The following is a 25,140-nucleotide window of genomic DNA, read 5'->3' as shown; positions in this document are numbered from 1 at the left end:
CAATGAACGTACGTCTGCTGGGTTTGGCCATGGCTGTTGGCTTGTCACTTCCTGTGGCCGCTCAGGCGCAGATGCTGCAACCGGGTCTGTGGGAATTGACCTCCAGCAACATGAAGGTCGACAACCAGAATCTGCCGGACCTGCAATTGATCCTCGGGCAGTTGGGTAACCAGATGACCCCGGCACAAAAGGCCGCCCTGGAGAAACAGGGGATCAACATGGGCGGCAAGGGCATCCGCGTTTGCCTGACACCCGAGCAAGTGAAAACCGACGACATTCCGCTGCAGGACGCGCAGTCGGGCTGCAAGCAAGAGATCACCGACCGCAGCGCTAACCAGTGGAAGTTTCGCTTCAGTTGCCCGAAAGCTCAGGGTTCCGGTGTTGCCACCTTCCTCAGCGACCGCGAGTTCAATACCAAGGTCAATGGCACCTTCAATGCCACCGGCATCCAGCAACAGGGCAGCATGGACACCCGTGCCGTGTGGTTGGGGCAGGATTGCGGCACCGTCAAGCCGCGGGCTTAAGCGCTTTGCTGTGGGGCGGCGGAATGCCGCCCGTCACTAACCTTCAGTAAGTATTCGCACACCGCCTGCACACTCATCCTGCCCAGGTCGTCTCCAAAGCCGTCGCGCAGGCTGACAAAACCGCCCTCCATCTCCCGTTGCCCAATCACCAGCACATACTCCACGCCCTGCGATCGATGCTGGCGGATCTTGCTGACGATATGCTCGTTGCGCAGGTCCGAGTGAGCGTGCACCCCGGCGCGGCGCAGGGTGTCGGTCAGCGCTTGGCTGTAGTCGATCTGGCGTTCATCGATGTTGATGACGACCAGTTGCGGGGTGGCTTGCCACGCCTGCAACTCCTGCTGGTCGGTCCAGCACACGCCATAGATGCGTTGCGTTCCCTTGCCACTCAAGTGGCTCAGGGCAAACGCGTTCATCACCCGGGTGGTGGGCACATAGGGGCCTGCGGCCAGCGCGGTGCCGTCCATCGACCAGTAGCTCGCCAGCACGTAATGCAGTGAATGGTTGGCGGCGGCCAGCGCGATCATCCGGGTCTCGATCCGTTGCAGATCTTCAGGGCCCAAGGCTCGCGCCAGGGTGAAATCACAGTAGAAACCATCACCGACTGGCGCTGCGGCAACCAGCTCGGCCTTGGCATGCAGTTGCTTGAGCGCCATGCCCAGCAGCAGTGCGCAGGAGCGCCGTAGAATCTCCAGGCCTTGCGGTTCGCGGGCGGTGATGAGGCTGACGCGGGCGTCCTGGCGGATCATGAACGCGCAGTCCACCAGCAGGCCGTTCACCCGTCCGGCGACCGCTGCTTTCGCTAGCCCCGGGCCTATGCTCGAGGCCAGCTCCGATACTGAGAGCGCCTGGTCGTACTCGCGCACGGTCCCATCGGCCAAGGTGATTTTCAGCATGCTCAGTGACCCCCGGCAGTTTTACGCAAAACCGGATTCAACGCATGAACCGTAAAGGTAAACCCTGGCAGCCGTCATTAATACTTTCGGCGTGCCAGGCGATTTGTCCCGAGACCAGAGTAGTGCTGACGCTGTGGCGAAACTGCCGTCCGGCAAACGGCGTCCAGGCGCATTGCGCGAGAATCGGCTGCTGGTCGACCGCCTTGCCCCCAGGTTCGGGACGGATCAGCACCAGGTCGGCCCAGTATCCTTCGCGCAGGTAACCGCGATCGGGAATAGCAAACAGGTCCGCTACCCGATGGCTGGTTTTCGCCACCAGCGTCGGCAGCGGAATCAGGCCGTCGGCCACCAGTTCCAACAGCGCGGGGAGGGCGTGTTGCACCAGTGGCAAGCCGGCGGGTGCCTGTGGATAAGGCAGCTGTTTCTGCGCCCAGGTATGCGGCGCATGGTCGCTGCCGATGACATCCAGGCGGTGACTCAGCAGGGCCCGGCGCAACGCATCGCGGTCAGCCTGGGTCTTGATGGCCGGGTTGCACTTGATCAGGTTGCCCAGGCGTGGATAGTCACGATCATCGAACAACAAGTGATGCAGGCAGACCTCGGCGCTGATGTGTTTCTGCGCCAGGGGCCGGTCATCGAACAGCGCCAGTTCGCGGGCGGTGGTCAGGTGCAGGACGTGCAGGCGAGTGCCAAACCGCTTGGCCAGGTCGACGGCCAGGGAGGATGACCGAAAGCACGCCTCGGCATCACGAATCAGCGGGTGGGCGCTGGCGGGCACACTGTCGCCGTAACGTTCGGCGAATTCGCTCTCGTTGAGGCGGATGCTGGGGCTGTGTTCGCAATGGGCCAGGAGCAAGGTCGGCACCTCGGCAAACAGCCGTTCCAGAACGCGCGGGTCATCCACCAGCATGTTACCGGTGGACGCGCCCATGAACACTTTGACCCCTGCCACCTCGCTGGGGTTGAGCGCCGCGACGGTGTCCAGGTTGTCGTTGCTGACGCCGAAGTGGAAGCCGTAGTTGGCCACCGAATGCATCGCCGCCCGGCGTTTTTTATCGGCCAGCGCTGCCAGGGTCAAGGTCGCCGGATGGGTGTTGGGCATGTCCATGAAACTGGTAATGCCACCGGCCACCGCAGCGCGCGACTCGCTGTAGAAGCTGCCTTTTTCCGGCGCCCCCGGGTCACGGAAATGCACCTGGTCGTCGATCATTCCCGGCAGCAGCCATTGGCCGTTGGCGTCGATTTGTACCGCAGCGTTTTCGCCGTCGATGCTGCTGGCAATTTTCACGATGCGCCCATGATCCACCAGCAGATCGGCATCGAATACTCGTCCTTCGTTGACCAGTCGCGCATTGCGAATCAGCACACTGGCCATGCTCAAAACTCGTTCTGCAAGGCTTTGTAGCCTCGCACCAGATCGACGTTGGTGCGTGCCACATCTTCGGAAAACTCCGAGGCGCTGACGCTGACCGGCGGGAACTGGGACAGGTCGGTATGGGGGCCGATGCGGGTGGTGGAGGGCACATAGAAATCCCGGGGCAAGTCGCGGCCATCGACCACCGAGTTGTGCCGCACGACACAACCGTCGGCGACCGCACAGTTGAACAGCACGCTGTTGAAACCGATGAACACCCGATTACCGACGGTGCAGGGACCGTGGACGATGGAGCGGTGGGCGATGGAACTGAACTCGCCGATGGTCACCGCCGCACCGGATTTGGAGTGGATGACCACGCCGTCCTGGATATTCGAATTGGCGCCGATGGTGATCGGTTGCATCTGGCCCGACTCATCGACTTCGTCGGCCCGAATCACCGCGTAGGGGCCGACGAACACGTTCTCGCCGATTACCACCTTACCGCAGATGATTGCGGTTTTATCGACGTAGGCGGACTCGGCAATGCGCGGCAAGTCGCCGGAGGGATTCTTGCGGATCATGGTTGCTCCCGGCGCCAGTGACTTTCGGCGACTGCATCATGGGCGTGCAGGCTTTCGGCGTGGACCACGCACACATCGAACGCCTGCAGCCCCGGGAAGCGTTGCAGCGCCAGGTGCAGGCGGCGTGCAGCGTCCTCGCAGAACATCAGGTTTTGCCCGTTGGCCAGGGCGAAGGCCTGCTCGTCCGCGCGCTTGACTGCGGTTTGTACCGCGGTGCCCAGGGCGGCTTCGGCGTGGTTGATGGCGGCGATCAGCGGCAGATCGTCGAGCGTCCCGTCCAGGTGCAAGCACAACTGGGCCGTGCTGCGCTGACTGTGGGGGGTGGCGACTATGCCGCGGGTGGAACCAAGCCAAGCCAGCACTTCGGCGTGCTGCAAAGGTGTGTTGGCAAAGTCATCGACGAACTGCTGCTGAATCAGTTGCCTGGACAGCGCCGCGGAGCAGGGGCAGGTGGAGGAGTAACTGACATCGACACGCAGTTCCACGTGGAACACCGCCCCTTGCAGGCGCGCATCGAGGCTGATCGGGTAACTTTTCCAGCCGGCCAATGGGCTGACCAAGGCTGAGCGCTGCAGCAGGACATCGCTGTGAATACGCAGGTAAGCAGAGGTCGCCAGGCCTTGATGGCTGTCGAGAAAATCTTGCAGTACGCGGCGCAGGAGCGCGGGTGTCAGGTTCTCCTGCTCCAGCATGGCCAGTGCCAGGTACAGGCGCGACATATGTATGCCACGGGCTTGCGCGTCATCGAGGCTGACGCCGGCATCGGCTTTGGCATTCAGGCGCTGGTCGTCGAATAGAACAGGAAGAGCAATGCCGCACATGCCCACCCAGTCCAGGGGCAAGGATTGGCGTGCGGCCTGCGCGGCGATATCCGGCAGAGTCAGCGCATTCATGAGCGGGTCCGTCGTAGGAAATGATTTCGAATGTTATATTATAACAGTAAAATCGACGACAGCTTTTTCAAGCCATGTCCCCTATTGCCCTCAACAGCCCGTAAGGCGGCTGCAGGTGAAACGGGCGCTGGCTCCCCCTGAACTGGAAAACCGGTTGAGGGTGGTCCAGCCAACACGCCGGCTGTAGCCGACCCAGGCCTCGCCATCGGAGGCTAGGCCAGTGAAGAACGTGAGCTGACCGTAACGGCTGGTGGTTTGCGCCCAGTACCGTTTGCCGTTTTGTTCAAAGCCGCGCATGTAGGTGGTATTGCCCGCCGTGGCGACGCTGTAGGCATTGCCTTGCGGGTCGACGCAGGCCAGCAGGGTGGCGCTGCGGGTACAGGTAGCCAGCCCCGGTAGTTGCGCCCAGGCATCGGCCGCGAACAGCAGCAAAAGGCCGAACAAGGTGCATTTCAGGGCATAGGGCATGGGGTTTCTCGGGCAGGTGGCAGGGCCAAGGATTGCGCTCTTCGTCGCGGGCGACAAGCACTGATTGGCTTATTTGCACTGTTATACTATAACATTTGCGCCTTGCCTGATCTGTGATCTCCCGTGACGCCTGCTGCCCAGAGGACTACCTGATGCCCAATCGCCTTCCCGTTACCGTGCTCTCCGGCTTTCTCGGCGCCGGAAAAAGCACCCTGCTCAATTATGTCCTGCGCAACCGCGAGCATCTGCGGGTCGCGGTGATCGTCAACGACATGAGTGAAATCAACATCGACGGCAGCGAGGTGCAGCGCGATGTCAGCCTGAACCGCGCCGAAGAAAAACTGGTGGAGATGAGCAACGGCTGCATTTGCTGCACCCTGCGTGAGGACTTGCTGGAAGAAGTCAGCAAACTGGCCCGGGACGGTCGTTTCGATTACCTGCTGATCGAGTCCACCGGGATTTCCGAACCGTTGCCGGTGGCGGAGACTTTCACCTTCCGTGATGAACAGGGGCAGAGCCTGGCCGACATCGCGCGGCTCGACACCATGGTCACGGTGGTCGACGGGATGAACTTCCTGCTTGATTACCAGGCCGCCGAAAGCCTTGCCTCCCGCGGACAGACCCTGGGCGAGGACGATGAGCGCTCGATCACCGATCTGCTGATCGAGCAGATCGAGTTCGCCGATGTGCTGCTGATCAGCAAGATCGATTTGATCAGCAGTGCCGAGCGGGAGGAGTTGATCGCCATCCTCAAGCGCCTGAATGCCCAGGCGCAGATCATCCCCATGGTCATGGGCGAGGTGCCGTTGCGGCAGATCCTCAATACCGGGCGTTTCGATTTTGCCAAGGCGGCCCAGGCGCCGGGCTGGCTCCAGGAGTTGCGCGGCGAGCATGTGCCGGAAACCACCGAGTACGGCATCGCCTCAACGGCTTACCGGGCTCGCCGGCCGTTTCATCCCCAGCGTTTTTTCAGCTTTATCGACCGGCCCTGGGTGAACGGCAAACTGCTGCGCTCCAAGGGCTTTTTCTGGCTGGCCAGCAAGCACCAGGATGCCGGCAGCTGGTCCCAGGCAGGCGGCTTGATGCGCCACGGTTTTGCTGGGCGTTGGTGGCGTTTTGTACCGAAAGAGCAGTGGCCGGACGATCAGGAAAGCACCGCGGCGATCATGCAAAATTGGCTGCCAGGCACCGGCGATTGTCGCCAGGAGCTGGTGTTCATCGGGCAGAACATCGACTTTGCCCAGCTCACTGCAGAGTTGGATGACTGCCTGCTCAGCGCTGACGAAATGGCCATGGGCGTGGAGGGGTGGCGTTCGCTGGTCGATCCCTTCGGTCCCTGGTTCGACGAGGAGGCGGCATGAGCCGGGCGCCTGCGCTCCAGGCCCGGCCGTTGGTCCGCCAGGCCATTGGCCAGACCCCCGAAGTGTTCACCCGGATCCTTGAGGACGGCACCAACCTGGCGCTGTGGCAGCGTCGGTTGCCATTGCATATCGTCGATTTCGCCACGCTGTTGTTGTCGCTGAACCAGCCGTTGGCCGAATCGCTGGTGGTCGAATTGGCCAATGACGAGGCGCAACCCGACCTGCGCAGCCTGGCGGCTTGTTGCAGTGATCTGCAGGGCTATGAGGGATTTATCGCCGATGTTGCCTGGCTGATCAGTGCCTTTGCCTGCCTGCTCGGGGCACGGCGGATCGGGGTGCGGGTGCGTACCCTGGATAAAGCCATGTGTCCTCGTTTTCACGTCGACCATGTGCCAGTGCGGCTGATTACCACCTACGCGGGGATCGGCAGCCAGTGGCTGGAAGAGGGCATGATCGAGCGTCAGCTCCTGGGCAATCCGCAAGCCGAGCCTGGGCAGTGCCAACAGATGCTCGGTGGTGAAGTGGCGTTGCTCAAGGGGGAGAAGTGGCAGGGCAACGAAGGCGCGGGCCTGATCCACCGTTCGCCGGCCCTGGCGGCGGGAGAGCGCCGCCTGATCCTGACGCTGGACTGGCTGGCGTGAGTCAGGTGGCGATAGTGAATCGGCCGGCGCTCAGGCATATTGCGATGATCTTCCTGTGATGCCGCTCTCTGCCGTGAAATCGCCAAGCCTGTTGCAGAACATCCCTACCCACGTGATTGCCGGCCCCCTGGGTGCCGGCAAGACCAGTCTGATTCGTCACTTGCTGGCGCAGCGGCCGGCGCACGAACGTTGGGCGGTACTGATCAACGAGTTCGGTCAGATCGGCCTCGACGCCGCACTGTTGACCACCGGCGCAGATGGCATTGCGCTGGGAGAAGTGGCCGGCGGCTGCCTGTGCTGCGTGAATGGCGCACCTTTCCAGATCGGCCTGGGTCGGTTGCTGCGCCGCTCACGTCCCGATCGCCTGTTCATCGAACCTTCGGGTCTCGGCCATCCGGCACAGTTGCTCCGGCAATTGAGCGAGGCTCCCTGGCAAGGGGTGCTGGCGCTCCAGCCGAGCGTGATGGTGCTCGACGCCCAGGCGCTGGCCGCCGGCAAGCCATTGCCCGCCGCGCAACAACAAGCGCTGCCCAGCGCCGGGCTGTTGCTGCTGAACAAGGCCGAGCACCTGGCTGCGGCCCAACGGCAACGAATTAGCGGGTTGTTGCCCCAGTGCCCGCTGATCTGGACCGAGCACGGTCGGTTGTCATTCAGCGAGCTGCCAGGCGGGCAAAGCCAGGCCCAGGCGCTTGTGGATAACTTTACTGCCGCCAGGGGCGTAGCACCCGCTCCATTGATCTGGACCGACCCGGCCTTGCCAATCTGTTTGAGTCATCAGCAGGAAGGGGGGTGGAGCATCGGTTGGCGCTGGCACTCGAGCCAGGTATTCGATCGCCAGCGCCTTGCCGCTTGGCTGCAGGGCCTCACCTGGCGTCGGGCCAAACTGGTTATCCACAGCGCCGAAGGCTGGATATCCGCCAATGCCCTGGAGAACGCGGCGCTGGATTGGCGGGCCAGTGAGTGGCGCCAGGATTCACGCCTGGAATTGATCTTCGAGGCGCCGCAAGCGGTGGATGAACTGCAACAGGCCCTGGCCGCTTGCCGGGTGACGCTGGCTTGAGGCCTTAGGGACGCTGCTTGCTGTGATCCTGGCGCCACTGGCTCAGCTCGATCACTTCGGCGCTTGGCATCGCCGGTTTTTCATCATAGGGCATCGGGTAGGGCGCGAGCTCGATCTGTGCGCTGTGCTGGCCGAACTGGGTGATGGTACCCGCATGCCGGGTTTCGCCGGTCACGGTGAACTCAAAATTGTAGATCCGCGCCAGGCGGCGTCGGCCGTTGGCATCTTTGACGAACGCGATTTTCTTCAGCGCCACGTTGCCGTCGAGCAATTCGATGTCGAGTTTGGCGCAGTGGCGCTTGACCCGTTCCAGCGCTCGCTCGCGCAAGCCGTGGTTGTGCCACAGCCATGCTGCACCGGTCGCCAGCAGCATCAGCACGAAGATATTTCCCAGGGTCAGCATCAAACGCACTCCAACTAATTGGTACCAGCTTAACTGCGACATTGGCCTGTCGTACAGGCTGCGTTTAGTCGCATACTGCGCGGCTCGAATTTCAATCGTTTTACGGAAATCCCGCATGAAACGTACACCGCATCTGCTCGCCATCCAGTCCCACGTGGTTTTCGGTCATGCTGGCAACAGCGCCGCGGTTTTCCCGATGCAGCGGGTTGGGGTGAACGTCTGGCCGCTGAACACGGTGCAGTTCTCCAACCACACGCAATACGGCCAGTGGGCCGGCGAGGTGTTGGCGCCCCAGCAGATTCCTGCGCTGGTGGAAGGGATTGCCGCCATCGGCGAGCTGGGCAATTGCGACGCAGTGCTGTCGGGTTACCTGGGCAGCGCGGCGCAGGGGCGGGCGATCCTCAGTGGCGTGGCGCGGATCAAGGCGACCAACCCACAGGCGCTGTACCTCTGCGATCCGGTCATGGGCCATGCCGAGAAGGGTTGCATCGTGCCCGCCGAAGTCAGCGACTTCCTGCTCAACGAAGCGGCGGCCGTGGCCGACTTCATGTGCCCGAACCAACTGGAGCTGGACAGCTTCTCCGGACGCAAGCCGCAGTCGCTGTTCGATTGCCTGGGCATGGCCCGCGCTTTGTTGGCGCGTGGCCCCAAGGCGGTACTGGTCAAGCACCTGGATTATCCCGGCAAGCTGGCGGACGGCTTCGAAATGCTGCTGGTGACCGCCGAAGGCAGCTGGCACCTGCGTCGTCCGCTGTTGGCGTTCCCGCGCCAGCCGGTGGGCGTGGGCGACCTGACGTCGGGGTTGTTCCTGGCGCGGGTGCTAATGGGCGACAGCCTGGTGGCAGCGTTCGAGTTTGCCGCGGCGGCGGTGCATGAAGTGCTGCTGGAAACCCAGGCCTGCGCCAGCTACGAGCTGGAGCTGGTCCGGGCCCAGGACCGCATCGCCCATCCGCGGGTGAAGTTCGAAGCCACTGCGATCAGCCTCTGATTGCTCAGACGTCGGCCTTGATTTCCTGGTAGCGCTTTTCCAGCTCCTGGCGGACCTGGCGCCGCTGTTTGCCCTGGATGTAGCGGCGGCGGTCTTCGCTGTTCTGCGGTTGCAGCGGTGGCACCGCCGCGGGCTTGCGCTGGTCGTCGACCGCCACCATGGTGAAGAAGCAACTGTTGGTGTGGCGCACCGAGCGCTCGCGGATGTTTTCGGTCACCACCTTGATGCCCACCTCCATCGAGGTGTTGCCGGTGTAGTTGACCGACGCCAGGAATGTCACCAGCTCACCGACGTGAATCGGCTCGCGGAAAATCACCTGGTCCACCGACAGAGTCACCACGTACCGGCCGGCATAACGGCTGGCGCACGCATAGGCTACTTCGTCGAGGTACTTGAGCAGGGTACCGCCGTGGACATTGCCAGAAAAGTTGGCCATGTCGGGGGTCATCAGTACTGTCATCGACAGCTGGGCATTTCCGGGTTCCATAGCACACTCACGGTTCTAGGCAGGGATTCAGGGGCGTACCTCTGCGGGCACTTGAGCTGTTTTTCAAAGCATCCTTAACGGGACGCCGCGCCGCTCGCGGTCGTCACGCTTGTATCCATCTGTTTCCATATATTGCACCGCGTTTCTGCCGGAAGTCGCGGTGTTACCCTTCAAAAGCCCGTTCGACAGGATTTTTCTCGCGTCACGCCTACAGCACCCCCATCAAGGAGCCTTCGCCATGCATGCCATCAGTTTCATTCAGGATTTGGCAGTGATCATGCTGGTGGCGGGGGTGGTGACCGTACTGTTCCATCGCTTCAAGCAGCCCGTGGTCCTGGGGTACATCGTTGCCGGCTTCATCATTGGCCCGCACACCCCGCCATTCGGCCTGATCCATGACGAGCAGACCATCAAGACCCTGGCCGAGCTGGGGGTGATTTTCCTGATGTTCTGCCTCGGCCTCGAGTTCAGCTTGCGCAAGTTGTTCAAGGTCGGCGCTACGGCGTTTATCGCGGCGTTCCTGGAAATCGTGCTGATGATCTGGATTGGCTACGAAATTGGCCGCTGGTTCGACTGGAACACCATGGATTCGCTGTTTCTCGGGGCGATCCTGGCGATCTCCTCGACCACCATCATCGTCAAGGCACTCAACGACCTGAAGATGAAGAACGAGCGTTTTGCCCAGCTGATTTTTGGCGTGCTGATCGTCGAGGACATCCTGGGGATCGGTATCATTGCCTTGCTGTCGAGCATCGCGGTGAGCGGTACCGTGAGTTCGGGCGAGGTGTTTTCCACCGTCGGCAAACTCTCGCTGTTCATGATCGTCGCGCTGGTCATCGGCATCCTGCTGGTGCCGCGGCTGCTGGCCTACGTGGCGAAATTCGAAAGCAATGAAATGCTGCTGATCACCGTGCTGGGCCTGTGTTTCGGCTTTTGCCTGCTGGTGGTCAAGCTGGAGTACAGCATGGTACTGGGGGCGTTCCTGATTGGCGCGATCATGGCTGAGTCGCGGCAATTGCTGAAAATCGAGCGCCTGATCGAACCCGTACGCGACCTGTTCAGCGCAATCTTTTTTGTCGCCATTGGCCTGATGCTCGATCCGCTGATTCTGTTGCAGTACGCCTGGCCGATTGCGGTGATCACCGTCGCCGTGGTACTGGGCAAGATGCTGTCCTGCGGCCTGGGGGCCTTTATTGCCGGCAACGATGGACGCACCTCGCTGCGGGTTGGCATGGGCCTGTCACAGATCGGTGAGTTCTCCTTCATCATCGCGGCGCTGGGCATGACCTTGCAGGTCACCAGCAATTTCCTCTACCCGGTGGCGGTCGCCGTCTCGGTGATCACCACGCTGCTGACGCCGTACCTGATTCGCGCGGCTGACCCACTCTCGATCAAGCTCGCCGCGGTCATACCGACGCGCCTTGGCCGGGTGCTGGGAATGTATGGCGAATGGTTGCGCAGTATCCAGCCACAGGGTGAGGGCGCGCTGCTGGCGTCGATGATCCGGCGGATTCTGCTGCAGGTGGGGGTGAACCTGGCGCTGGTGGTGGCGATCTTCCTGTCGGGCGGTTTTTTCGCCGAACGCATGTCGGCTTATCTGCAGGACTGGATCAGCGATCCGAGCTGGCAGAAGGCCCTGATCTGGGGTGGGGCGCTGCTGGTGTCGCTGCCGTTCCTGATTGCCGCCTATCGCAAGATCAAGGCGCTCTCGATGCTGCTGGCGGAAATGGGGGTGAAGCCGGAGATGGCTGGCCGCCACACACAACGGGTGCGCCGGGTGATCGCCGAAGTGATCCCGATTCTCTCGCTGCTGGTGATTTTCCTGCTGCTGGCAGCCTTGTCGGCCAGTATTTTACCGACCAACAAGTTGCTGTTGCTGATTGCCGTGGTCACCGCTGCGGTGGCGGCGCTCCTCTGGCGCTGGTTCATCCGTGTGCATACGCGGATGCAGGTGGCCCTGCTGGAAACCCTGGACAACCACAAGGAGTCGTCCGGCCATTGAAGCGCAGATCCGCAGACCCGTAGCAGCTGCCGAGCCTGCGAGGCTGCGTTCGGCGGCGTAGCCGTCGCCTGTTCGAGGGCCCTGGCGGTTGCTGCGCAACCGAACGCAGGCTTCGCCAGCGGCTACAGCAACCGCAGGCAGGGGGCCAGACTCAGCTTTCCAGCCAGACGTCCCGCGCCCAGTGCCATACCGATTCCCAGGTTTCTTCGGCAACCAGTTCGTCTTCGGCTTGCCACAGCACCACGGTGCCGTCTTCTTCGACGCAGTAGTAGTCGTCACCATCCTGGCAGATAGGGATCAGGCTACGGTCCACGCCTGCGTCCCAGGCGTTGGCGGCAACGTCCGGCAGGTAGGTGTGGGATTGCGGGTCTGTGACAGTCACAGGTTCCAGGCTGCCGTAGACCACGTCGCTGACGGTCAGCAGGAATTCCCTGAAGACAAACGGGATGTCGATGAACAGTTGTTCCTCGATTTCCACCAGTTGGTCTTCGTCAGGCAGCTCCAAGGGCACCGGTACCGGTTCGTTGGCTTCTCGCAGTTGTTCGATGATTTCTTCCACGTCCGGGATCCTCTTGCTCAATGGCGCGGTTTGGTTGGGGCGGTTTATACAGTAGCTTGCTATAGATGCAACCGCGAAATAGAAAACCCCAGCCGAGGCTGGGGTTTTTATTACTGCATGCGAACCGCGCGAGGTATTAGCCGTTCTGGCGAATACCGGCGACCAGCCAAGGCTGGTTGTCGCCTTGCGGACGTTCCATGTTCCAGCTTTCGCTGAACACTTCGCCCTGGTCGAAACGCGAGGTTTTCGACACGCCGCTGAAGGTCAGGGTGGCGATGGTCTTGTCGGCGCGATCATCCACGCCGTCCAGTTGCACGGTGAGGTTGTCGATGTAGGTCGACTGGAAGCCGTCGCCCAGGTCGGCACGTTCGCGCTTGAGGAACTCCAGCAGTTGTGGGGTCACGAACTCGGCGATCTTGTCCATTTCGTTAGCGTCCCAGTGCTGCTGCAGGGACTGGAAGTGGTTGCGCGCGGCTTCAATGAAGCGCTCTTCGTTGAACCAGGCCGGAGCGTTGATCACCGGACGAGCGGCAGCCGGAGCGGCAGAACCACCGAAGATCGAACCCATGGCAGGCTTGTTCTCGAACACTTCACGCTGCATTGGCGCGTGACCGGCTGGGGCCAGGTGCTCTTGCTGCTTGCGACGACGAGCGGCGATGAAGCGGAAGATCACGAAGGCGATGACCGCCATGATCAGGATGTCGAAGATCTGCATGCCCTGGAAGCCACCGCCCATGAACATGGACGCCAGCAGGCCGCCAGCGGCGATACCGGCCAGCGGGCCGAGCCAGCGCGAAGCACCGCCGGCCTTGGCCGCAGCGCCCGCGGCACCGGCAGCACCAGCGGTCGCCGCAGCGCCGCCCATGCCAGGAGAAGAAGGAGCCATTTGGCTGGTCTGGTGAGTCGGCGCAGCGCCGGAGCTCTTGCCGCCACCAAAGCGCTTGGCGTTGGCGTCCAGGCTCATCGTCAGGCCGATGCACAACGCCATGGCGATGCTAAGAAAACGTTTCATAAAGGGAGTTCCCATTTGTGGATGGCACGCGCGCCATGTTGCACAGGTGAAGTGTTGCTGGCTAGCGGCAGAGTGTTTCGGGCTTTTGCCTGACAGGCTGGGTTCAGCTCAGCCGGCCTGCGTAGGGCTATGTACTTTTGTCTGTGGGATGGGCCGACAAGTTCAGAAGGACTAGGAGCAAAGATCAACGCCGCATCCTGTAGGAGCGAGCCTGCTCGCGAATGCACACGCCTCGATGCATCTGATAAACGGCGGTGTAGCTATTCGCAAGCAGACGGAGCGCCGTCCGGCGCTCTCCCACAAGGACGCGCGCGAGCCTTTAGATCGCTTCCAGCTTGGCGTAGCCGAGCATCAGCCACTTGCTGCCTTCGCTGAAGTTCACTTGCACCCGGGCCTGGGCCCCGGCGCCTTCGAAGTTGAGAATCACCCCTTCGCCGAACACCGCGTGCTGCACTTGCTGGCCGAGGCTGAACGCGGTTTCGGGGATTTCCGTGCCGGCGAACATGCTGCTCGAACTCTGCTTCTGGCCACCGCCGAACGGCCGGCTGACGCTATTGGACAGCCGCACTTCCTGAATCAGGCCCTTGGGTACTTCGCGTACGAAACGCGAGACCTTGTTGTAGGTCTCGCTGCCATACAGGCGCCGGGTTTCAGCGTAGGTCATCACCAGGTTCTGCATGGCGCGGGTAATGCCGACGTACGCCAGGCGACGCTCCTCTTCAAGACGGCCGGGCTCTTCCAGGCTCATCTTGTGCGGGAACAGACCCTCTTCCATACCGACCAGGAACACGTAGGGGAATTCCAGGCCCTTGGCGCTGTGCAGGGTCATCAACTGGATGCTGTCTTCGTGCTCGTCGGCCTGGGTATCGCCGGCCTCCAGGGAGGCATGGCCGAGGAAAGCAGCCAGTGGCGTCAGCTCTTCGTCTTCTTCGCTGTTTTCGAAGTTGCGCGCGGCGCTGACCAATTCCTCAAGGTTTTCTACCCGGGCCTGGCCTTTCTCGCCTTTTTCCGCTTCGTGGTAGGCAATCAGCCCCGACTGCTCGATGACGGTCTGGGTCATCAAGTGCAGCGGCATCTCGGCGGTTTTCGCCGCCAGGTTGTCGATCAGCTTGATGAAGGCGCCCAGGGCGCCGGCAGCGCGGCCAGTCAGGCCTTTATTGGCGATCAGCAAGCGCATGGCTTCCCACATCGACACATCGCTGTGGCGAGCGTGGTCGCGGATGGCTTCGACGGTTTTCTCGCCAATGCCACGCGCCGGAACGTTGATCACCCGCTCCAGGGCCGCGTCGTTGCCGCGCCCTTCAAGCAAGCGCAGGTAAGCCATGGCGTTCTTGATTTCAGCACGTTCGAAGAAGCGCTGGCCGCCATAGATGCGGTACGGGATGCGTTCGCGCAGCAGGGCTTCTTCCAACACCCGAGATTGGGCGTTGGAGCGGTACAAAATCGCAATATCGCTGCGCGCCAAGCCGGTTTTCAGCGCACTTTCGATGGTTTCGACAACGTAGCGGGCTTCGTCGTGTTCATTGAAGGCGGCGTAGAGGTTGATCGCTTCGCCTTCACCGCCATCGGTCCACAGTTCTTTGCCCATGCGCCCGGTATTGTTGGCGATCAGGGCGTTCGCCGCCTTGAGGATACCGGCGGTGGAGCGATAGTTCTGTTCCAGGCGAATGGTCTCGGCATCCGGGAAGTCGTCGGAGTACTGATAGATGTTCTCGATTTTCGCCCCGCGCCAGCCGTAGATCGACTGGTCGTCGTCACCCACCACCATCAGGCTGTCGCCGCCCTTGGCCAGCAGGCGCAACCAGGCGTACTGCACGGCGTTGGTGTCCTGGAACTCATCGACCAGAATATGGCGGAAGCGTTTCTGGTAGTGCGCCAGCAAGCCCGGATGGTCGCGCCACAGGTCGAGGGCGCGCAGCAGCAACTCGGAGAAGTCGATGACACCGGCGCGCAGGCACGCGGCCTCGTAGGCCTCATAGATGCTGCGCATGGTGCCCAGGAACAGGTCGCCACTGGCCTGGATGTGTTGTGGACGCAGGCCTTCGTCTTTCTGGCCGTTGATGAACCACTGGGCCTGGCGGGCCGGCCAGCGCTGCTCGTCGAGGCCCAGCTCACGGATCACCCGCTTGACCAGCCGCTGCTGGTCGTCGCTGTCGAGGATCTGGAACGTCTGGCTCAGGCCGGCCTCCTGCCAGTGCGCCCGCAACAGGCGGTGCGCCAGGCCGTGGAAGGTGCCGACCCACATGCCGGCCGGGTTGATACCCATCAGTTGCTCGATGCGATGGCGCATCTCGGCAGCAGCCTTGTTGGTGAAGGTCACCGACAGGATTGAGTGAGGCGAGGCGTTTTCGACCTGGATCAACCAGGCGATACGGTGCACCAGCACACGGGTTTTACCGGAGCCAGCACCGGCCAGGACCAACTGACGACCCACGGAGGCAGCTACGGCCTGGCGTTGGGCATCGTTGAGTGAGTTCAGCAAAAGGGAGAGGTCATCGCGCATCGGGGCATTCTAGGGTGCCGCGTCAAACCGGGCAAACCGAGCTTTGCATTAACCGATGAAAGAGTTGCCGAGGGCGACCACCCAGTCACGCGGCAGCGGCCCTTACAGGCCGCGGCTCTGCGGTTTTGCGCGGTTTTGCCAGGCACTCGCTTTCGTCGATTTTATCCCTCGCGCCAGTTTGGTCAGGGTGCTTGCTTGTGTATGCTCCGTCGACGTTTCGGGCACGCATGCCCCCTCTATAAGAACAAGAATATCGCCTATGACCTTCAGCTCCAGCCTGGCAGGATCCTTCGTGGAGCCGCAGGTTATCCGCAAGCAGTACGCCATGGAGATGGCGGTCGAGCGCACGCGTATGCTGTACCAGGGCTCGCTGCTGCCGACCTTGCTGATGTTGCTCAATGGCCTGGTCTGCGCCGCTTTGCTCTGGGACCCGCAGCGTTATGTGCTGGTCAGTGCCTGGCTGGTCTGGTTGCTGTTGCTGGTGGCATTGCGGGTGATCCAGGTGGCAGCCTTCGACTCGGCCATGCCCAGCCGCCAGGCGCAGCCGATCTGGCGGCGCATGTTCCTGCTGGGGTCGGCCCTCAGTGGCCTGACCTTGGCCGCAGCTGGTATCGCCCTGGTGCCCACCGACAGTTTCCTGCAGCAAGCCTGGGTGTTTGGCCTGATCGGCGCGGCCACCCTGTGCGCCAGTGTCGCCTACGCGGTCAGCCTGTCGGCCTTCCTGTCCTTTACGTTGCCCTGCCTGCTGCCGGCCATCGGCTATCTGTTCTGGGGCGGCGATCAACAGCAGCAGGGCTGGGGCTGGCTCGGCCTGATTCTGCTGGGCTCCTTGAGTGTGGTGGCGTGGCAGGCCAACCGGCTGATCGGGCGAGGGTTGTTGCGCCGCTTTCAGAATCAGGCGCTGATCGAGCATTTGCGGCAGGCGCAAAGCGGTAGTGACCAGCTCAACCAGGAACTGGCGCGGGAAATCGACCAGCGCCGCCAGGCCGAAGCCGAGCTGCGCGCCGCGCAAGTCGGCCTGGAGACTCGGGTGGCGCAACGCAGCCTCGAACTGGACGCCGCCAACCAGGCGCTGAGCAAAAGCGAAGCGCGCTTGGCGCTGGCGTTGAAGGCCAGCGAACTGGGCTTGTGGGACTGGAATCTGCAAACCGACGAAGTGCATCACACCCAGCTCAAGGAGTTGTTCGGGATCGAGCCCGAGTTCATCACCGAGATGCTCAGCCACCTCAAGCCGCGCCTGCATCCCTCGGACTTGCCGCCGCTGCGGCGGGCACTGGTCGCGCATTTGAAGGGGCGCAGCGAGGATTACCAGATCGAGTACCGCGTGCGTCACGGTGACGGGCACTGGGTCTGGATTGAGGACCGGGGGCGCGCGGTGGAGCGCGACCCTGATGGTCGTGTGCTGCGCATGGTTGGCACGCGGCGCGACATCAGCGCCAGCAAAGGCCTGGAAGAACAGCGCCAGTTGGCGGCGACGGTGTTTGAGGCCGCCAGCGAAGGCATTGTGATTTTCGATCCGAATTACGCGTTGATTGCGGTCAATCAGGCGTTCAGCCGGGTAACTGGTTATCAGGCCGAGGACCTGCTGGGGCGCAATGTGATCGAGCTTCCCTGCAGTCGTGACGCCCGCCGCCACTACCCAACGATTCATCAGGCGCTGGAACAAAACGGCAGTTGGCAGGGCGAGTTGGTGGAGGCGCGCAAGAACGGCGAGCTCTACCCGCAATGGTTGCAGCTGAACGTAGTGCGCGATTCTCGGGGAACTGTGAGCCATATTGTGGGCTTCTTCGCCGATCTCTCCGCTCGGCGCGAATCCGAAGAGCGCATGCGCTACCTGACCCACTACGACGAGCTCACCGGGCTGGCCAACCGTGCGCTGTTCCGTGAGCGTCTGCAGGACGCTCATCAGCGGGTGCGCCAGGGCGGTCGCAGCTTGGCGCTGCTGCACATCAACCTGGATCGCTTCAAATTGCTCAACGACAGCCTGGGCCATGATGTGGCCGACCAGTTGTTGCAGAAAATGGCCCGGCGCCTGGTGAACGCGCTGCCGGAGGCGGACACCATCGCCCGTTTGTCCGGGGATGAGTTTGCCGTGCTGTTTGATGCCTATGGCAGCCTGTCGAGTCTGGCGCGGGTCGCCACCCGGTTGGCGGCGAAGCTGCGGGTGCCGTTGAGCATCGATGGGCATGAGCTGGTAGTCAGTGCCTCGATGGGTATCAGCATGCTGCCGGATAACGCGCGGGAAATTTCCGCGCTGGTCAGCCAGTCGAACATGGCCATGCAGCACGCCAAGCACCTGGGCGGCAACAATTTCCAGTTCTACACCGACAGCCTGCAGGCCAGCACCCTTGAGCGCCTGCAACTGGAAAACCAGTTGCGCAAGGCCATCGAAGAGCGACAGCTAAAAGTCTATTACCAGCCCAAGCAGTGTCTGGCCAGCGGTCGCCTGAACGCTGCCGAAGCGCTGGTGCGCTGGGACCATCCGACCATGGGGCAGGTGTCGCCGGCTGAGTTCATCGGCTTGGCAGAGGAAACCGGGTTGATCGGCCCGATTGGCGAATTCGTGTTGCGTCAGGCCTGCTGGCAGGCATGCGAGTGGCAGCGCCAGGGGCTGGCGCCGATCCGGGTTTCGGTGAATTTGTCGGTGCATCAATTGCGCCAGGGCAAGCTGGTCAGCCTGGTGCGCCAGGTGCTCGAGGAAACCGGCCTGGAGCCACGCTACCTGGAGCTGGAACTGACCGAAAGCCAGTTGCTCGACAGCGTCGAACACATCATCGCTACCTTCCAGCAGCTGCGTGATCTCGGGGTGAAACTGGCGATCGATGACTTTGGCACCGGGTACTCATCCCTGAGCTACCTCAAACGCATTCCGGTGGACTACGTGAAGATTGACCAGGCGTTTATCCGCGGCCTGGGCGAGGGCTGTGCCGATGCGGCAATCACCCGGGCAATCATTGCCATGGCCCATGGCTTGTCGCTGAAGGTCGTCGCGGAAGGCGTAGAACGGCAGGAGCAGCTTGAGTTTCTCAAGGCGTCGCGCTGCGATGAGGTGCAAGGCTATCTGATCAGTCGGCCTGTGGAGGCCGTTGCGCTTGCCGAGCAGTTGCGTACCCAGGATGGCAGATGAGGGTCGGCCTTAGGTATGCCAGCCACCGGCTCCTATGGGCCGTTGGCTGGAATGGTCAAGCTCCAGGAATGACTTCCTGAATTCAGTGAGTGACCTGGATCTCATCCAAGTGCACCAGCAAGTTGCCTTCGTAGAAAATGCTGACGGCCATCAGTTTCAAGTCGCCGGATTGCCTGAACTCGACAGTTTTATCCACCTCAACGAGTAGAGCGTTTTGCTCGGTATGCTCCAGCGTAAGGTCCAGTCTCAAGGTGCTTGGGTTAGGTTGCTGGCTGCTTTTGGTCAGCCTGGGGGTAATGCCCGAATGGGCGACGGTGACCGTGCCATAGGTGCGAAAGGTCGGGCTGACTGGCATCAGGTCCTGCTGGGCTACCCAGCCACGTGTAGTCAGACTCATGGTTGTTAACTCCTGTAATGAATAGTGTGTGTCCTGCAATGTCACTATCCTTCTACAGGGGAGGATGAATGCGCTACATAGGTAGTCCATTCGTATGTAGATGTGTTTTTCGTCGGCGTGCAGCGCCGGGTGCCAGGCCGGTCTGCGCTCTGAGGGCTACATGCAGCGCGCATGGCGCAGGCTGGGGACATGGAGTTATGCATTGAGCAGGCAAAAAGTGAATTCTTGTAGTATAACTACAAGCTTGCTACATCCCCGGCGCCTGCCCATAACAATGAGTCCTGCCCTTTGAACCTGTTGCAACATATCGCCCAGTCTCGCCACCTGTTACGCAAATCGGAACTCAAGGTTGCCGACCACGTGCTGCTTGACCCTGCGGCAGTGATGCACAGCTCCATGGCCGATCTTGCCCACAGCGTTGGCATCAGCGAACCGACCATCGTGCGCTTCTGTCGGGCCATCGGCTGTTCGGGTTTCCAGGACCTGAAATTGAAGCTGGCCCAGAGCCTGGCGGCGGGTGCGAGTTTCGGCCAGTTCGCGATCCACGAAGACGATTCGGTCGCCGACTACAGCCTGAAAATTTTCGACACCACCCTGCACACCCTGATGGAGGTTCGCGAGAAGCTCGATCCGATCGAACTGCAGCGGGCCGTGACGCTCATGTCCCAGGCCCAGCGTGTCGAGTTCTACGGTTTTGGTGCGTCTGGCGCGGTGGCGGCGGATGCCCAGCATAAATTCTTTCGCTTGCTGCTGACGGCTGCAGCGTATTCCGACCCGCACATGCAGGCGATGTCGGCGGTCACGTTGAAACCCTCTGATGTGGCGATCTGCATCTCCCAGTCCGGGCGTTCCAAGGACCTGCTGATCACCGCCAATCTGGTGCGAGAGAGCGGTGCATCGTTGATCACCTTGTGCCCGAGCCAGACGCCGCTGGCCGAGCTGTCGACCGTCAACCTGGCGATCGATGTGCATGAGGACACCGAAATCTACACCCCGCTGACCTCGCGTATCGCCCACCTGGTGGTGATCGACGTGTTGGCCATGGGCGTGGCCATGGCGCGTGGCCCGAGCCTGGTCAACCACCTCAAGAGCGTCAAGCGCAGCCTGCGCAGCTTGCGCTTGTCGCCCAAGTCGGTGAAGGCGCTGGACGACTGATTTCGATCGCGATGGTGGCAGGTCTTGGCGATCTTATCGCGAGCCTGCTCGCCAGGACGTCTGCCAATGTTCACATCCCTGTAACCCACGCGCAGCCAAACCGTCATCCCAGCGGCCTATCTTGAAACTCCCGTACTCGCCTTGGGAGACTCGAAATGGCCCAGCCCTACGAAGAACGCAACAGCGCTATCAAAACCCGCCGTCAGCAGGAAGACCAGCGCCGCATGGCGTTCCGCCGCGCGATTGAAGATCGTTGTGAGCGCCGGCAACTTCTCGCCGAGATTGGCGATTTTTCTGACAGCCTTGAGCTCAATTACTGGCAAGCGAGCCCGGCAGCTTCGCGTCGAAGCGCTCAACCAGCGCGCTGATCTGCACCCGTTCATTGCGGATAAATCCCAGGAACGCATGCGCGACCGGTGACAGGCGCTTGGCTTTGGCCTGCACCACGCACCAGCTGCGATACAACGGCAGCTCTTCGACCGGCAGCTCCTTGAGCCCGCCGGTCGCCAACTCCAGGTTCAGGGCGTGGCGCGTCAACAGCGCCACGCCCAGACCCGCCACCACACATTCGCGCTGGGCCTCGGCCGACGAGACCTCCTGGGTCTGGTTGAAGTGCACGCGCTTCTCCTTGAAATACTCTTCACAGGCCAGGCGCGTCCCGGAACCAGGCTCGCGCAACAGCAAGGTGTAAGGCTCAAGGTCCTGCAAGCGCAGGGGGCCCATGTGGCACAGCGGATGGTCAGGCGGGGCGACGGCGACAATCGGGTTATTGAGGAAGGGCAGGAATTCCAGGCCCATGTCCTGCGGCACCATGGACATGATCACCAGGTCGTCGCGGTTATCCGACAGGCGCCGGATCACTTGCCCACGGTTGACTACCGTCAGTTGCAAATTGACTTCCGGGTGCTGGCGCTTGAAGGCGGCGAACAGATGGGGGACGAAGTACTTGGCGCTGGATTCCACCGCCAGTTTCAGCTGTCCTTGCAGCGAACCCTGCATGTCGGACAGCTGCATATCGAGGTTTTCCAGGCGGCCAAAGATGTCCCGACTGGCCCGCTGTAACGCTTCAGCTGCTTCGGTCATGTAGAGCTTTTTACCGACATAATCGAACAATGGCTGCCCAACCAGCTCTTCAAGCTGACGAATTTGTAGGCTGACGGCCGGTTGTGTGAGTGACATTTCCTCAGCTGCGCGGCTGTAGGAACGTAAATCGCAGACTTCATTGAAGATCTGCAATTGCCGTAATGTCATACGCATCAATGACTTACGCATTATATAGGTGCTCTGGTGGCGGGCCTGTCGCTCAACTATAAGTCTTTACTTATAGCTAACCCAATAATTATTGATTTTTGTTAATCCCTTGCGCGGGATAGTGTGGCTCTGCGACTGGCTTGAAACATTTAGTCACTCGCCGACCCGGTCTAGCGGGTCGTGGGTAGCAACCGGCTCAAGGGAAACTCCAAGTGATAACAAAGATCCTGATCGCCAACCGTGGTGAAATTGCCGTACGAATCGTACGTGCCTGCGCCGAGATGGGCATTCGCTCGGTTGCCATTTATTCCGACGCCGACCGTCATGCCTTGCATGTGAAGCGCGCCGATGAGGCCCACAGCATCGGTGCCGAGCCATTGGCCGGTTACCTGAACCCGCGCAAGCTGGTGAACCTGGCCGTGGAAACCGGTTGCGACGCGTTGCACCCAGGTTATGGGTTCCTCTCGGAAAACGCCGAACTGGCAGATATCTGCGCAGAACGCGGGATCAAGTTCATCGGCCCGTCGGCAGAAGTCATTCGCCGCATGGGCGACAAGACTGAAGCGCGCCGCAGCATGATCAAGGCGGGCGTACCAGTAACTCCAGGCACCGAAGGCAACGTCGCGGGCATCGAAGAAGCCCTCACCGAAGGCGACCGCATCGGCTACCCGGTGATGCTCAAGGCCACTTCCGGTGGTGGCGGCCGTGGTATTCGTCGCTGCAACAGCCGCGAAGAACTCGAACAGAACTTCCCTCGCGTCATTTCCGAGGCCACCAAGGCCTTCGGTTCGGCGGAAGTGTTCCTGGAAAAATGCATCGTCAATCCCAAGCACATCGAAGCGCAGATCCTCGGCGACAGCTTTGGCAACGTGGTGCACCTGTTCGAGCGCGACTGCTCGATCCAGCGCCGTAACCAGAAGCTGATCGAAATCGCCCCCAGCCCACAACTGACCCCGGAACAGCGCGCCTACATCGGCGACCTGTCGGTGCGCGCAGCCAAGGCCGTGGGCTACGAGAATGCTGGCACCGTGGAGTTCCTGCTCGCCGAGGGCGAGGTGTACTTCATGGAGATGAACACTCGGGTGCAGGTGGAACACACCATCACCGAGGAAATCACCGGTATCGACATTGTCCGTGAGCAGATCCGCATTGCTTCCGGCCTGCCACTGTCGGTGAAACAGGAAGACATTCATCACCGTGGTTTCGCGTTGCAGTTCCGCATCAACGCCGAAGACCCGAAGAACAACTTCCTGCCCAGCTTCGGCAAGATCACTCGCTACTACGCCCCCGGCGGCCCTGGCGTGCGTACCGACACGGCGATCTACACCGGCTACACCATTCCACCGTTCTACGATTCGATGTGCCTGAAACTGGTGGTTTGGGCTTTGACCTGGGAAGAGGCCATGGACCGTGGCTTGCGCGCCCTCGACGACATGCGCCTGCAGGGGGTCAAGACCACCGCTGCGTACTATCAGGAAATCCTGCGCAACCCGGAATTCCGTAGCGGCCAGTTCAATACCAGCTTCGTTGAAAGCCACCCGGAACTGACCAACTACTCGATCAAGCGCAAACCCGAAGAGCTGGCCCTGGCCATCGCCGCCGCCATCGCCGCCCACGCAGGCCTGTGAGGAATATAACAATGTCCAAGATCCACGTTACCGACACCATCCTGCGCGACGCCCACCAGTCGCTGCTCGCCACCCGCATGCGCACCGAAGACATGCTGCCGATCTGCGACAAGCTCGACAAAGTCGGCTACTGGTCGCTGGAATGCTGGGGCGGCGCCACCTTCGATGCCTGCGTACGTTTCCTCAAGGAAGACCCGTGGGAGCGCCTGCGTAAACTGCGCGCCGCCTTGCCTAACACTCGCCTGCAGATGCTCCTGCGCGGCCAGAACCTGCTGGGCTATCGCCATTACAGCGACGACGTGGTCAAGGCCTTCGTCGCCAAGGCCGCGGTCAATGGCATCGACGTGTTCCGCATCTTCGACGCGATGAACGACGTGCGTAACCTGCGGGTGGCCATCGAAGCGGTGAAAGCTGCCGGCAAACACGCCCAGGGCACTATCGCCTACACCACCAGCCCGGTGCACACCATCGAGGCGTTCGTGGCCCAGGCCAAGCAGATGGAAGCCATGGGTTGCGACTCGGTGGCAATCAAGGACATGGCCGGCCTGTTGACCCCGTACGCCACCGGCGAACTGGTCAAGGCACTCAAGGCCGAACAGTCGCTGCCTGTGTTCATCCACAGCCACGACACTGCCGGCCTGGCCGCGATGTGCCAACTCAAGGCCATCGAAAACGGTGCCGAACACATTGATACCGCCATCTCCAGCTTCGCCTGGGGCACCAGCCACCCGGGTACCGAGTCGATGGTTGCCGCCCTTAAAGGCAGCGAGTTCGACACCGGCCTGAACCTGGAACTGCTGCAAGAGATCGGCCTGTACTTCTACGCCGTGCGCAAGAAGTACCACCAGTTCGAAAGCGAGTTCACCGCGGTCGATACCCGCGTGCAAGTCAACCAGGTACCGGGCGGGATGATTTCCAACCTGGCCAACCAGTTGAAAGAGCAGGGCGCCCTGAACCGCATGAGCGAAGTGCTGGCGGAAATCCCGCGGGTGCGCCATGACCTCGGCTACCCGCCGCTGGTGACCCCGACTTCGCAGATCGTTGGCACCCAGGCGTTCTTCAACGTGCTGGCCGGCGAGCGCTACAAGACCATCACCAACGAGGTGAAGCTGTACCTGCAGGGCGGTTACGGCAAGGCGCCGGGTGCCGTCGACGAGAACCTGCGTCGCCAGGCAATCGGCAGCGAGGAAGTGATCGACGTTCGTCCGGCCGACCTGTTGAAGCCGGAAATGACCAAGCTGCGTGGCGAAATCGGCGCGCTGGCCAAGTCCGAAGAAGACGTGCTGACCTACGCCATGTTCCCGGACATCGGGCGCAAGTTCCTCGAAGAGCGCGAAGCCGGCACCCTGACTCCGGAAGTGCTGCTGCCGATTCCTGAAGCTGGCGGCGTGACCTCGGCGGGTGGCGAAGGCGTGCCGACCGAATTCGTCATCGATGTGCACGGCGAAACCTACCGCGTCGATATCACCGGGGTGGGCGTCAAGGCCGAAGGCAAGCGTCACTTCTACCTGTCCATCGACGGCATGCCGGAAGAAGTGGTGTTCGAACCGCTCAACGAATTTGTCGGCGGTGGCAGCAGCAAGCGCAAGCAAGCCACGGCCCCGGGCCACGTCAGCACCACCATGCCGGGCAACATCGTCGATGTGCTGGTCAAGGAAGGCGACACTGTGAAAGCCGGCCAGGCCGTGCTGATCACCGAAGCGATGAAGATGGAAACCGAAGTGCAATCGGCCATCGCCGGCAAGGTCACCGCCATTCACGTGGCCAAGGGCGACCGGGTCAACCCGGGCGAAATCCTGATCGAGATCGAAGGCTGATTTAACGCCTTCATCTGCAACGTTTTACCT

23 protein-coding genes are annotated in these 25,140 nt (G+C 61.6%); 11 read left to right on the top strand and 12 right to left on the bottom strand.

Annotation, left to right across the window (positions count from 1 at the left end; genetic code table 11):
• Window positions 1-2 precede the first annotated feature (2 nt).
• Window positions 3-524, top strand: coding sequence for a DUF3617 domain-containing protein (locus CKW24_RS02225; protein ID WP_095165019.1), 522 nt, complete (start codon window positions 3-5; stop codon window positions 522-524).
• Here the strand turns inward: CKW24_RS02225 and CKW24_RS02220 are convergent.
• The 5 genes from CKW24_RS02220 to CKW24_RS02200 all read right to left on the bottom strand — a co-directional run bounded on the left by CKW24_RS02220 (window position 521) and on the right by CKW24_RS02200 (window position 4,719).
• Complete coding sequence (locus tag CKW24_RS02220; RefSeq protein ID WP_095165017.1) at window positions 521-1,420, bottom strand: His/Gly/Thr/Pro-type tRNA ligase C-terminal domain-containing protein; 900 nt, start codon at window positions 1,418-1,420, stop codon at window positions 521-523. The genes CKW24_RS02225 and CKW24_RS02220 overlap by 4 nt on opposite strands.
• 37 nt (window positions 1,421-1,457) lie before the next feature.
• Window positions 1,458-2,795 carry a dihydroorotase gene (locus CKW24_RS02215; protein WP_095165015.1) on the bottom strand — a complete coding sequence of 446 codons (1,338 nt, stop codon included), beginning with the start codon at window positions 2,793-2,795 and terminating at the stop codon, window positions 1,458-1,460.
• A 2-nt stretch (window positions 2,796-2,797) separates the two neighbouring features.
• Window positions 2,798-3,358: a carbonate dehydratase gene (locus CKW24_RS02210; RefSeq protein ID WP_095165013.1), complete on the bottom strand. Its 561-nt coding sequence runs from the start codon at window positions 3,356-3,358 to the stop codon at window positions 2,798-2,800.
• Window positions 3,355-4,251: a GTP cyclohydrolase FolE2 gene (gene folE2, locus CKW24_RS02205; protein WP_095165011.1), complete on the bottom strand. Its 897-nt coding sequence runs from the start codon at window positions 4,249-4,251 to the stop codon at window positions 3,355-3,357. The genes CKW24_RS02210 and folE2 overlap by 4 nt, the downstream gene beginning before the upstream one ends.
• A 90-nt stretch (window positions 4,252-4,341) precedes the next feature.
• Window positions 4,342-4,719 (bottom strand): glutamine synthetase, encoded by a 378-nt coding sequence (locus CKW24_RS02200; protein WP_095165010.1) that lies wholly within the window; start codon window positions 4,717-4,719, stop codon window positions 4,342-4,344.
• Between the two features lie 152 nt (window positions 4,720-4,871).
• On the opposite strand from CKW24_RS02200, the gene zigA reads away from it, so the two are divergent.
• From zigA to CKW24_RS02185, 3 genes are all read left to right on the top strand, one after another.
• The gene (gene zigA, locus CKW24_RS02195) at window positions 4,872-6,080 is read left to right on the top strand and encodes a zinc metallochaperone GTPase ZigA (protein WP_095165008.1); all 1,209 of its coding nucleotides are present in this window, start codon (window positions 4,872-4,874) and stop codon (window positions 6,078-6,080) included.
• Complete coding sequence (locus tag CKW24_RS02190) at window positions 6,077-6,721, top strand: DUF1826 domain-containing protein (RefSeq protein ID WP_095165006.1); 645 nt, start codon at window positions 6,077-6,079, stop codon at window positions 6,719-6,721. Before zigA ends, CKW24_RS02190 begins: the two co-directional genes overlap by 4 nt.
• An 88-nt stretch (window positions 6,722-6,809) precedes the next feature.
• Entirely contained in the window at window positions 6,810-7,781 is a 972-nt protein-coding gene (locus CKW24_RS02185) for a GTP-binding protein (RefSeq protein WP_095165199.1), read from the top strand.
• A 4-nt stretch (window positions 7,782-7,785) separates the two neighbouring features.
• Here the strand turns inward: CKW24_RS02185 and CKW24_RS02180 are convergent, their stop codons facing one another.
• Window positions 7,786-8,184, bottom strand: coding sequence for a DUF3301 domain-containing protein (locus CKW24_RS02180; RefSeq protein ID WP_095165005.1), 399 nt, complete (start codon window positions 8,182-8,184; stop codon window positions 7,786-7,788).
• A gap of 115 nt (window positions 8,185-8,299) precedes the next feature.
• Here CKW24_RS02180 and pdxY point away from each other — a divergent pair, with 115 nt between their 5' ends.
• A complete protein-coding gene (gene pdxY, locus CKW24_RS02175) occupies window positions 8,300-9,172 on the top strand; it encodes a pyridoxal kinase PdxY (protein WP_095165003.1) in 873 nt (290 codons plus the stop codon).
• A gap of 4 nt (window positions 9,173-9,176) precedes the next feature.
• On the opposite strand, the gene CKW24_RS02170 is transcribed toward pdxY, so the two are convergent.
• Window positions 9,177-9,659, bottom strand: a complete 483-nt coding sequence (locus CKW24_RS02170) for an acyl-CoA thioesterase (protein WP_095165001.1) — start codon at window positions 9,657-9,659, stop codon at window positions 9,177-9,179.
• A gap of 238 nt (window positions 9,660-9,897) precedes the next feature.
• On the opposite strand from CKW24_RS02170, the gene CKW24_RS02165 reads away from it, so the two are divergent.
• Window positions 9,898-11,661 (top strand): cation:proton antiporter, encoded by a 1,764-nt coding sequence (locus tag CKW24_RS02165; protein WP_095164999.1) that lies wholly within the window; start codon window positions 9,898-9,900, stop codon window positions 11,659-11,661.
• A gap of 151 nt (window positions 11,662-11,812) precedes the next feature.
• On the opposite strand, the gene CKW24_RS02160 is transcribed toward CKW24_RS02165, so the two are convergent.
• The 3 genes from CKW24_RS02160 to uvrD form a co-directional block, all read right to left on the bottom strand.
• Window positions 11,813-12,220 carry an SMI1/KNR4 family protein gene (locus CKW24_RS02160; protein WP_095164997.1) on the bottom strand — a complete coding sequence of 136 codons (408 nt, stop codon included), beginning with the start codon at window positions 12,218-12,220 and terminating at the stop codon, window positions 11,813-11,815.
• A 136-nt stretch (window positions 12,221-12,356) separates the two neighbouring features.
• Window positions 12,357-13,232 (bottom strand): Tim44 domain-containing protein, encoded by an 876-nt coding sequence (locus CKW24_RS02155; RefSeq protein WP_095164995.1) that lies wholly within the window; start codon window positions 13,230-13,232, stop codon window positions 12,357-12,359.
• 319 nt (window positions 13,233-13,551) lie between these two features.
• On the bottom strand, window positions 13,552-15,735 hold the full coding sequence (gene uvrD / locus CKW24_RS02150) for a DNA helicase II (RefSeq protein ID WP_095164992.1): 2,184 nt from the start codon (window positions 15,733-15,735) through the stop codon (window positions 13,552-13,554).
• Between the two features lie 259 nt (window positions 15,736-15,994).
• On the opposite strand from uvrD, the gene CKW24_RS02145 reads away from it, so the two are divergent.
• Window positions 15,995-18,862 carry a GGDEF domain-containing phosphodiesterase gene (locus tag CKW24_RS02145; protein ID WP_095164991.1) on the top strand — a complete coding sequence of 956 codons (2,868 nt, stop codon included), beginning with the start codon at window positions 15,995-15,997 and terminating at the stop codon, window positions 18,860-18,862.
• Window positions 18,863-18,944: 82 nt separating this feature from the next.
• Here the strand turns inward: CKW24_RS02145 and CKW24_RS02140 are convergent, their stop codons facing one another.
• A complete protein-coding gene (locus CKW24_RS02140; protein WP_095164989.1) occupies window positions 18,945-19,259 on the bottom strand; it encodes a hypothetical protein in 315 nt (104 codons plus the stop codon).
• Between the two features lie 288 nt (window positions 19,260-19,547).
• On the opposite strand from CKW24_RS02140, the gene hexR reads away from it, so the two are divergent.
• Together hexR and CKW24_RS02130 are read left to right on the top strand one after the other, a co-directional pair.
• Window positions 19,548-20,414 (top strand): transcriptional regulator HexR, encoded by an 867-nt coding sequence (gene hexR, locus CKW24_RS02135; RefSeq protein WP_095164987.1) that lies wholly within the window; start codon window positions 19,548-19,550, stop codon window positions 20,412-20,414.
• Window positions 20,415-20,569: 155 nt separating this feature from the next.
• Window positions 20,570-20,782, top strand: a complete 213-nt coding sequence (locus CKW24_RS02130) for a PA3496 family putative envelope integrity protein (RefSeq protein WP_095164985.1) — start codon at window positions 20,570-20,572, stop codon at window positions 20,780-20,782.
• Here CKW24_RS02130 and CKW24_RS02125 read toward each other — a convergent pair.
• Window positions 20,724-21,686, bottom strand: a complete 963-nt coding sequence (locus CKW24_RS02125) for a LysR family transcriptional regulator (RefSeq protein WP_095164983.1) — start codon at window positions 21,684-21,686, stop codon at window positions 20,724-20,726. The two genes, CKW24_RS02130 and CKW24_RS02125, sit on opposite strands and share 59 nt — an antisense overlap.
• 191 nt (window positions 21,687-21,877) lie before the next feature.
• Between CKW24_RS02125 and CKW24_RS02120 the strand changes: the two genes are divergently transcribed.
• Complete coding sequence (locus CKW24_RS02120) at window positions 21,878-23,293, top strand: acetyl-CoA carboxylase biotin carboxylase subunit (protein WP_095164982.1); 1,416 nt, start codon at window positions 21,878-21,880, stop codon at window positions 23,291-23,293.
• Between the two features lie 11 nt (window positions 23,294-23,304).
• Window positions 23,305-25,110, top strand: a complete 1,806-nt coding sequence (gene oadA, locus CKW24_RS02115; RefSeq protein ID WP_095164980.1) for a sodium-extruding oxaloacetate decarboxylase subunit alpha — start codon at window positions 23,305-23,307, stop codon at window positions 25,108-25,110.
• Window positions 25,111-25,140: the final 30 nt, after the last annotated feature.

The organism is Pseudomonas sp. Irchel 3H3, from assembly GCF_900187635.1.
GTDB lineage: Bacteria > Pseudomonadota > Gammaproteobacteria > Pseudomonadales > Pseudomonadaceae > Aquipseudomonas.
This window is presented reverse-complemented; position numbering and strand designations above follow the sequence as displayed.

Bases quoted from the DNA above. Each gene is read 5' to 3' on its own strand.
- uvrD (WP_095164992.1), bottom strand. From the start codon at position 15,735: ATGCGCGATGACCTCTCCCTTTTGCTGAACTCACTCAACGATGCCCAA.
- CKW24_RS02140 (WP_095164989.1), bottom strand. From the start codon at position 19,259: ATGAGTCTGACTACACGTGGCTGGGTAGCCCAGCAGGACCTGATGCCA.
- CKW24_RS02165 (WP_095164999.1), top strand. From the start codon at position 9,898: ATGCATGCCATCAGTTTCATTCAGGATTTGGCAGTGATCATGCTGGTG.
- CKW24_RS02130 (WP_095164985.1), top strand. From the start codon at position 20,570: ATGGCCCAGCCCTACGAAGAACGCAACAGCGCTATCAAAACCCGCCGT.
- CKW24_RS02220 (WP_095165017.1), bottom strand. From the start codon at position 1,420: ATGCTGAAAATCACCTTGGCCGATGGGACCGTGCGCGAGTACGACCAG.
- CKW24_RS02210 (WP_095165013.1), bottom strand. From the start codon at position 3,358: ATGATCCGCAAGAATCCCTCCGGCGACTTGCCGCGCATTGCCGAGTCC.
- CKW24_RS02145 (WP_095164991.1), top strand. From the start codon at position 15,995: ATGACCTTCAGCTCCAGCCTGGCAGGATCCTTCGTGGAGCCGCAGGTT.
- CKW24_RS02200 (WP_095165010.1), bottom strand. From the start codon at position 4,719: ATGCCCTATGCCCTGAAATGCACCTTGTTCGGCCTTTTGCTGCTGTTC.
- zigA (WP_095165008.1), top strand. From the start codon at position 4,872: ATGCCCAATCGCCTTCCCGTTACCGTGCTCTCCGGCTTTCTCGGCGCC.
- oadA (WP_095164980.1), top strand. From the start codon at position 23,305: ATGTCCAAGATCCACGTTACCGACACCATCCTGCGCGACGCCCACCAG.
- CKW24_RS02155 (WP_095164995.1), bottom strand. From the start codon at position 13,232: ATGAAACGTTTTCTTAGCATCGCCATGGCGTTGTGCATCGGCCTGACG.
- folE2 (WP_095165011.1), bottom strand. From the start codon at position 4,251: ATGAATGCGCTGACTCTGCCGGATATCGCCGCGCAGGCCGCACGCCAA.
- CKW24_RS02125 (WP_095164983.1), bottom strand. From the start codon at position 21,686: ATGCGTAAGTCATTGATGCGTATGACATTACGGCAATTGCAGATCTTC.
- CKW24_RS02170 (WP_095165001.1), bottom strand. From the start codon at position 9,659: ATGGAACCCGGAAATGCCCAGCTGTCGATGACAGTACTGATGACCCCC.
- CKW24_RS02180 (WP_095165005.1), bottom strand. From the start codon at position 8,184: ATGCTGACCCTGGGAAATATCTTCGTGCTGATGCTGCTGGCGACCGGT.
- CKW24_RS02225 (WP_095165019.1), top strand. From the start codon at position 3: ATGAACGTACGTCTGCTGGGTTTGGCCATGGCTGTTGGCTTGTCACTT.
- pdxY (WP_095165003.1), top strand. From the start codon at position 8,300: ATGAAACGTACACCGCATCTGCTCGCCATCCAGTCCCACGTGGTTTTC.
- CKW24_RS02215 (WP_095165015.1), bottom strand. From the start codon at position 2,795: ATGGCCAGTGTGCTGATTCGCAATGCGCGACTGGTCAACGAAGGACGA.
- CKW24_RS02190 (WP_095165006.1), top strand. From the start codon at position 6,077: ATGAGCCGGGCGCCTGCGCTCCAGGCCCGGCCGTTGGTCCGCCAGGCC.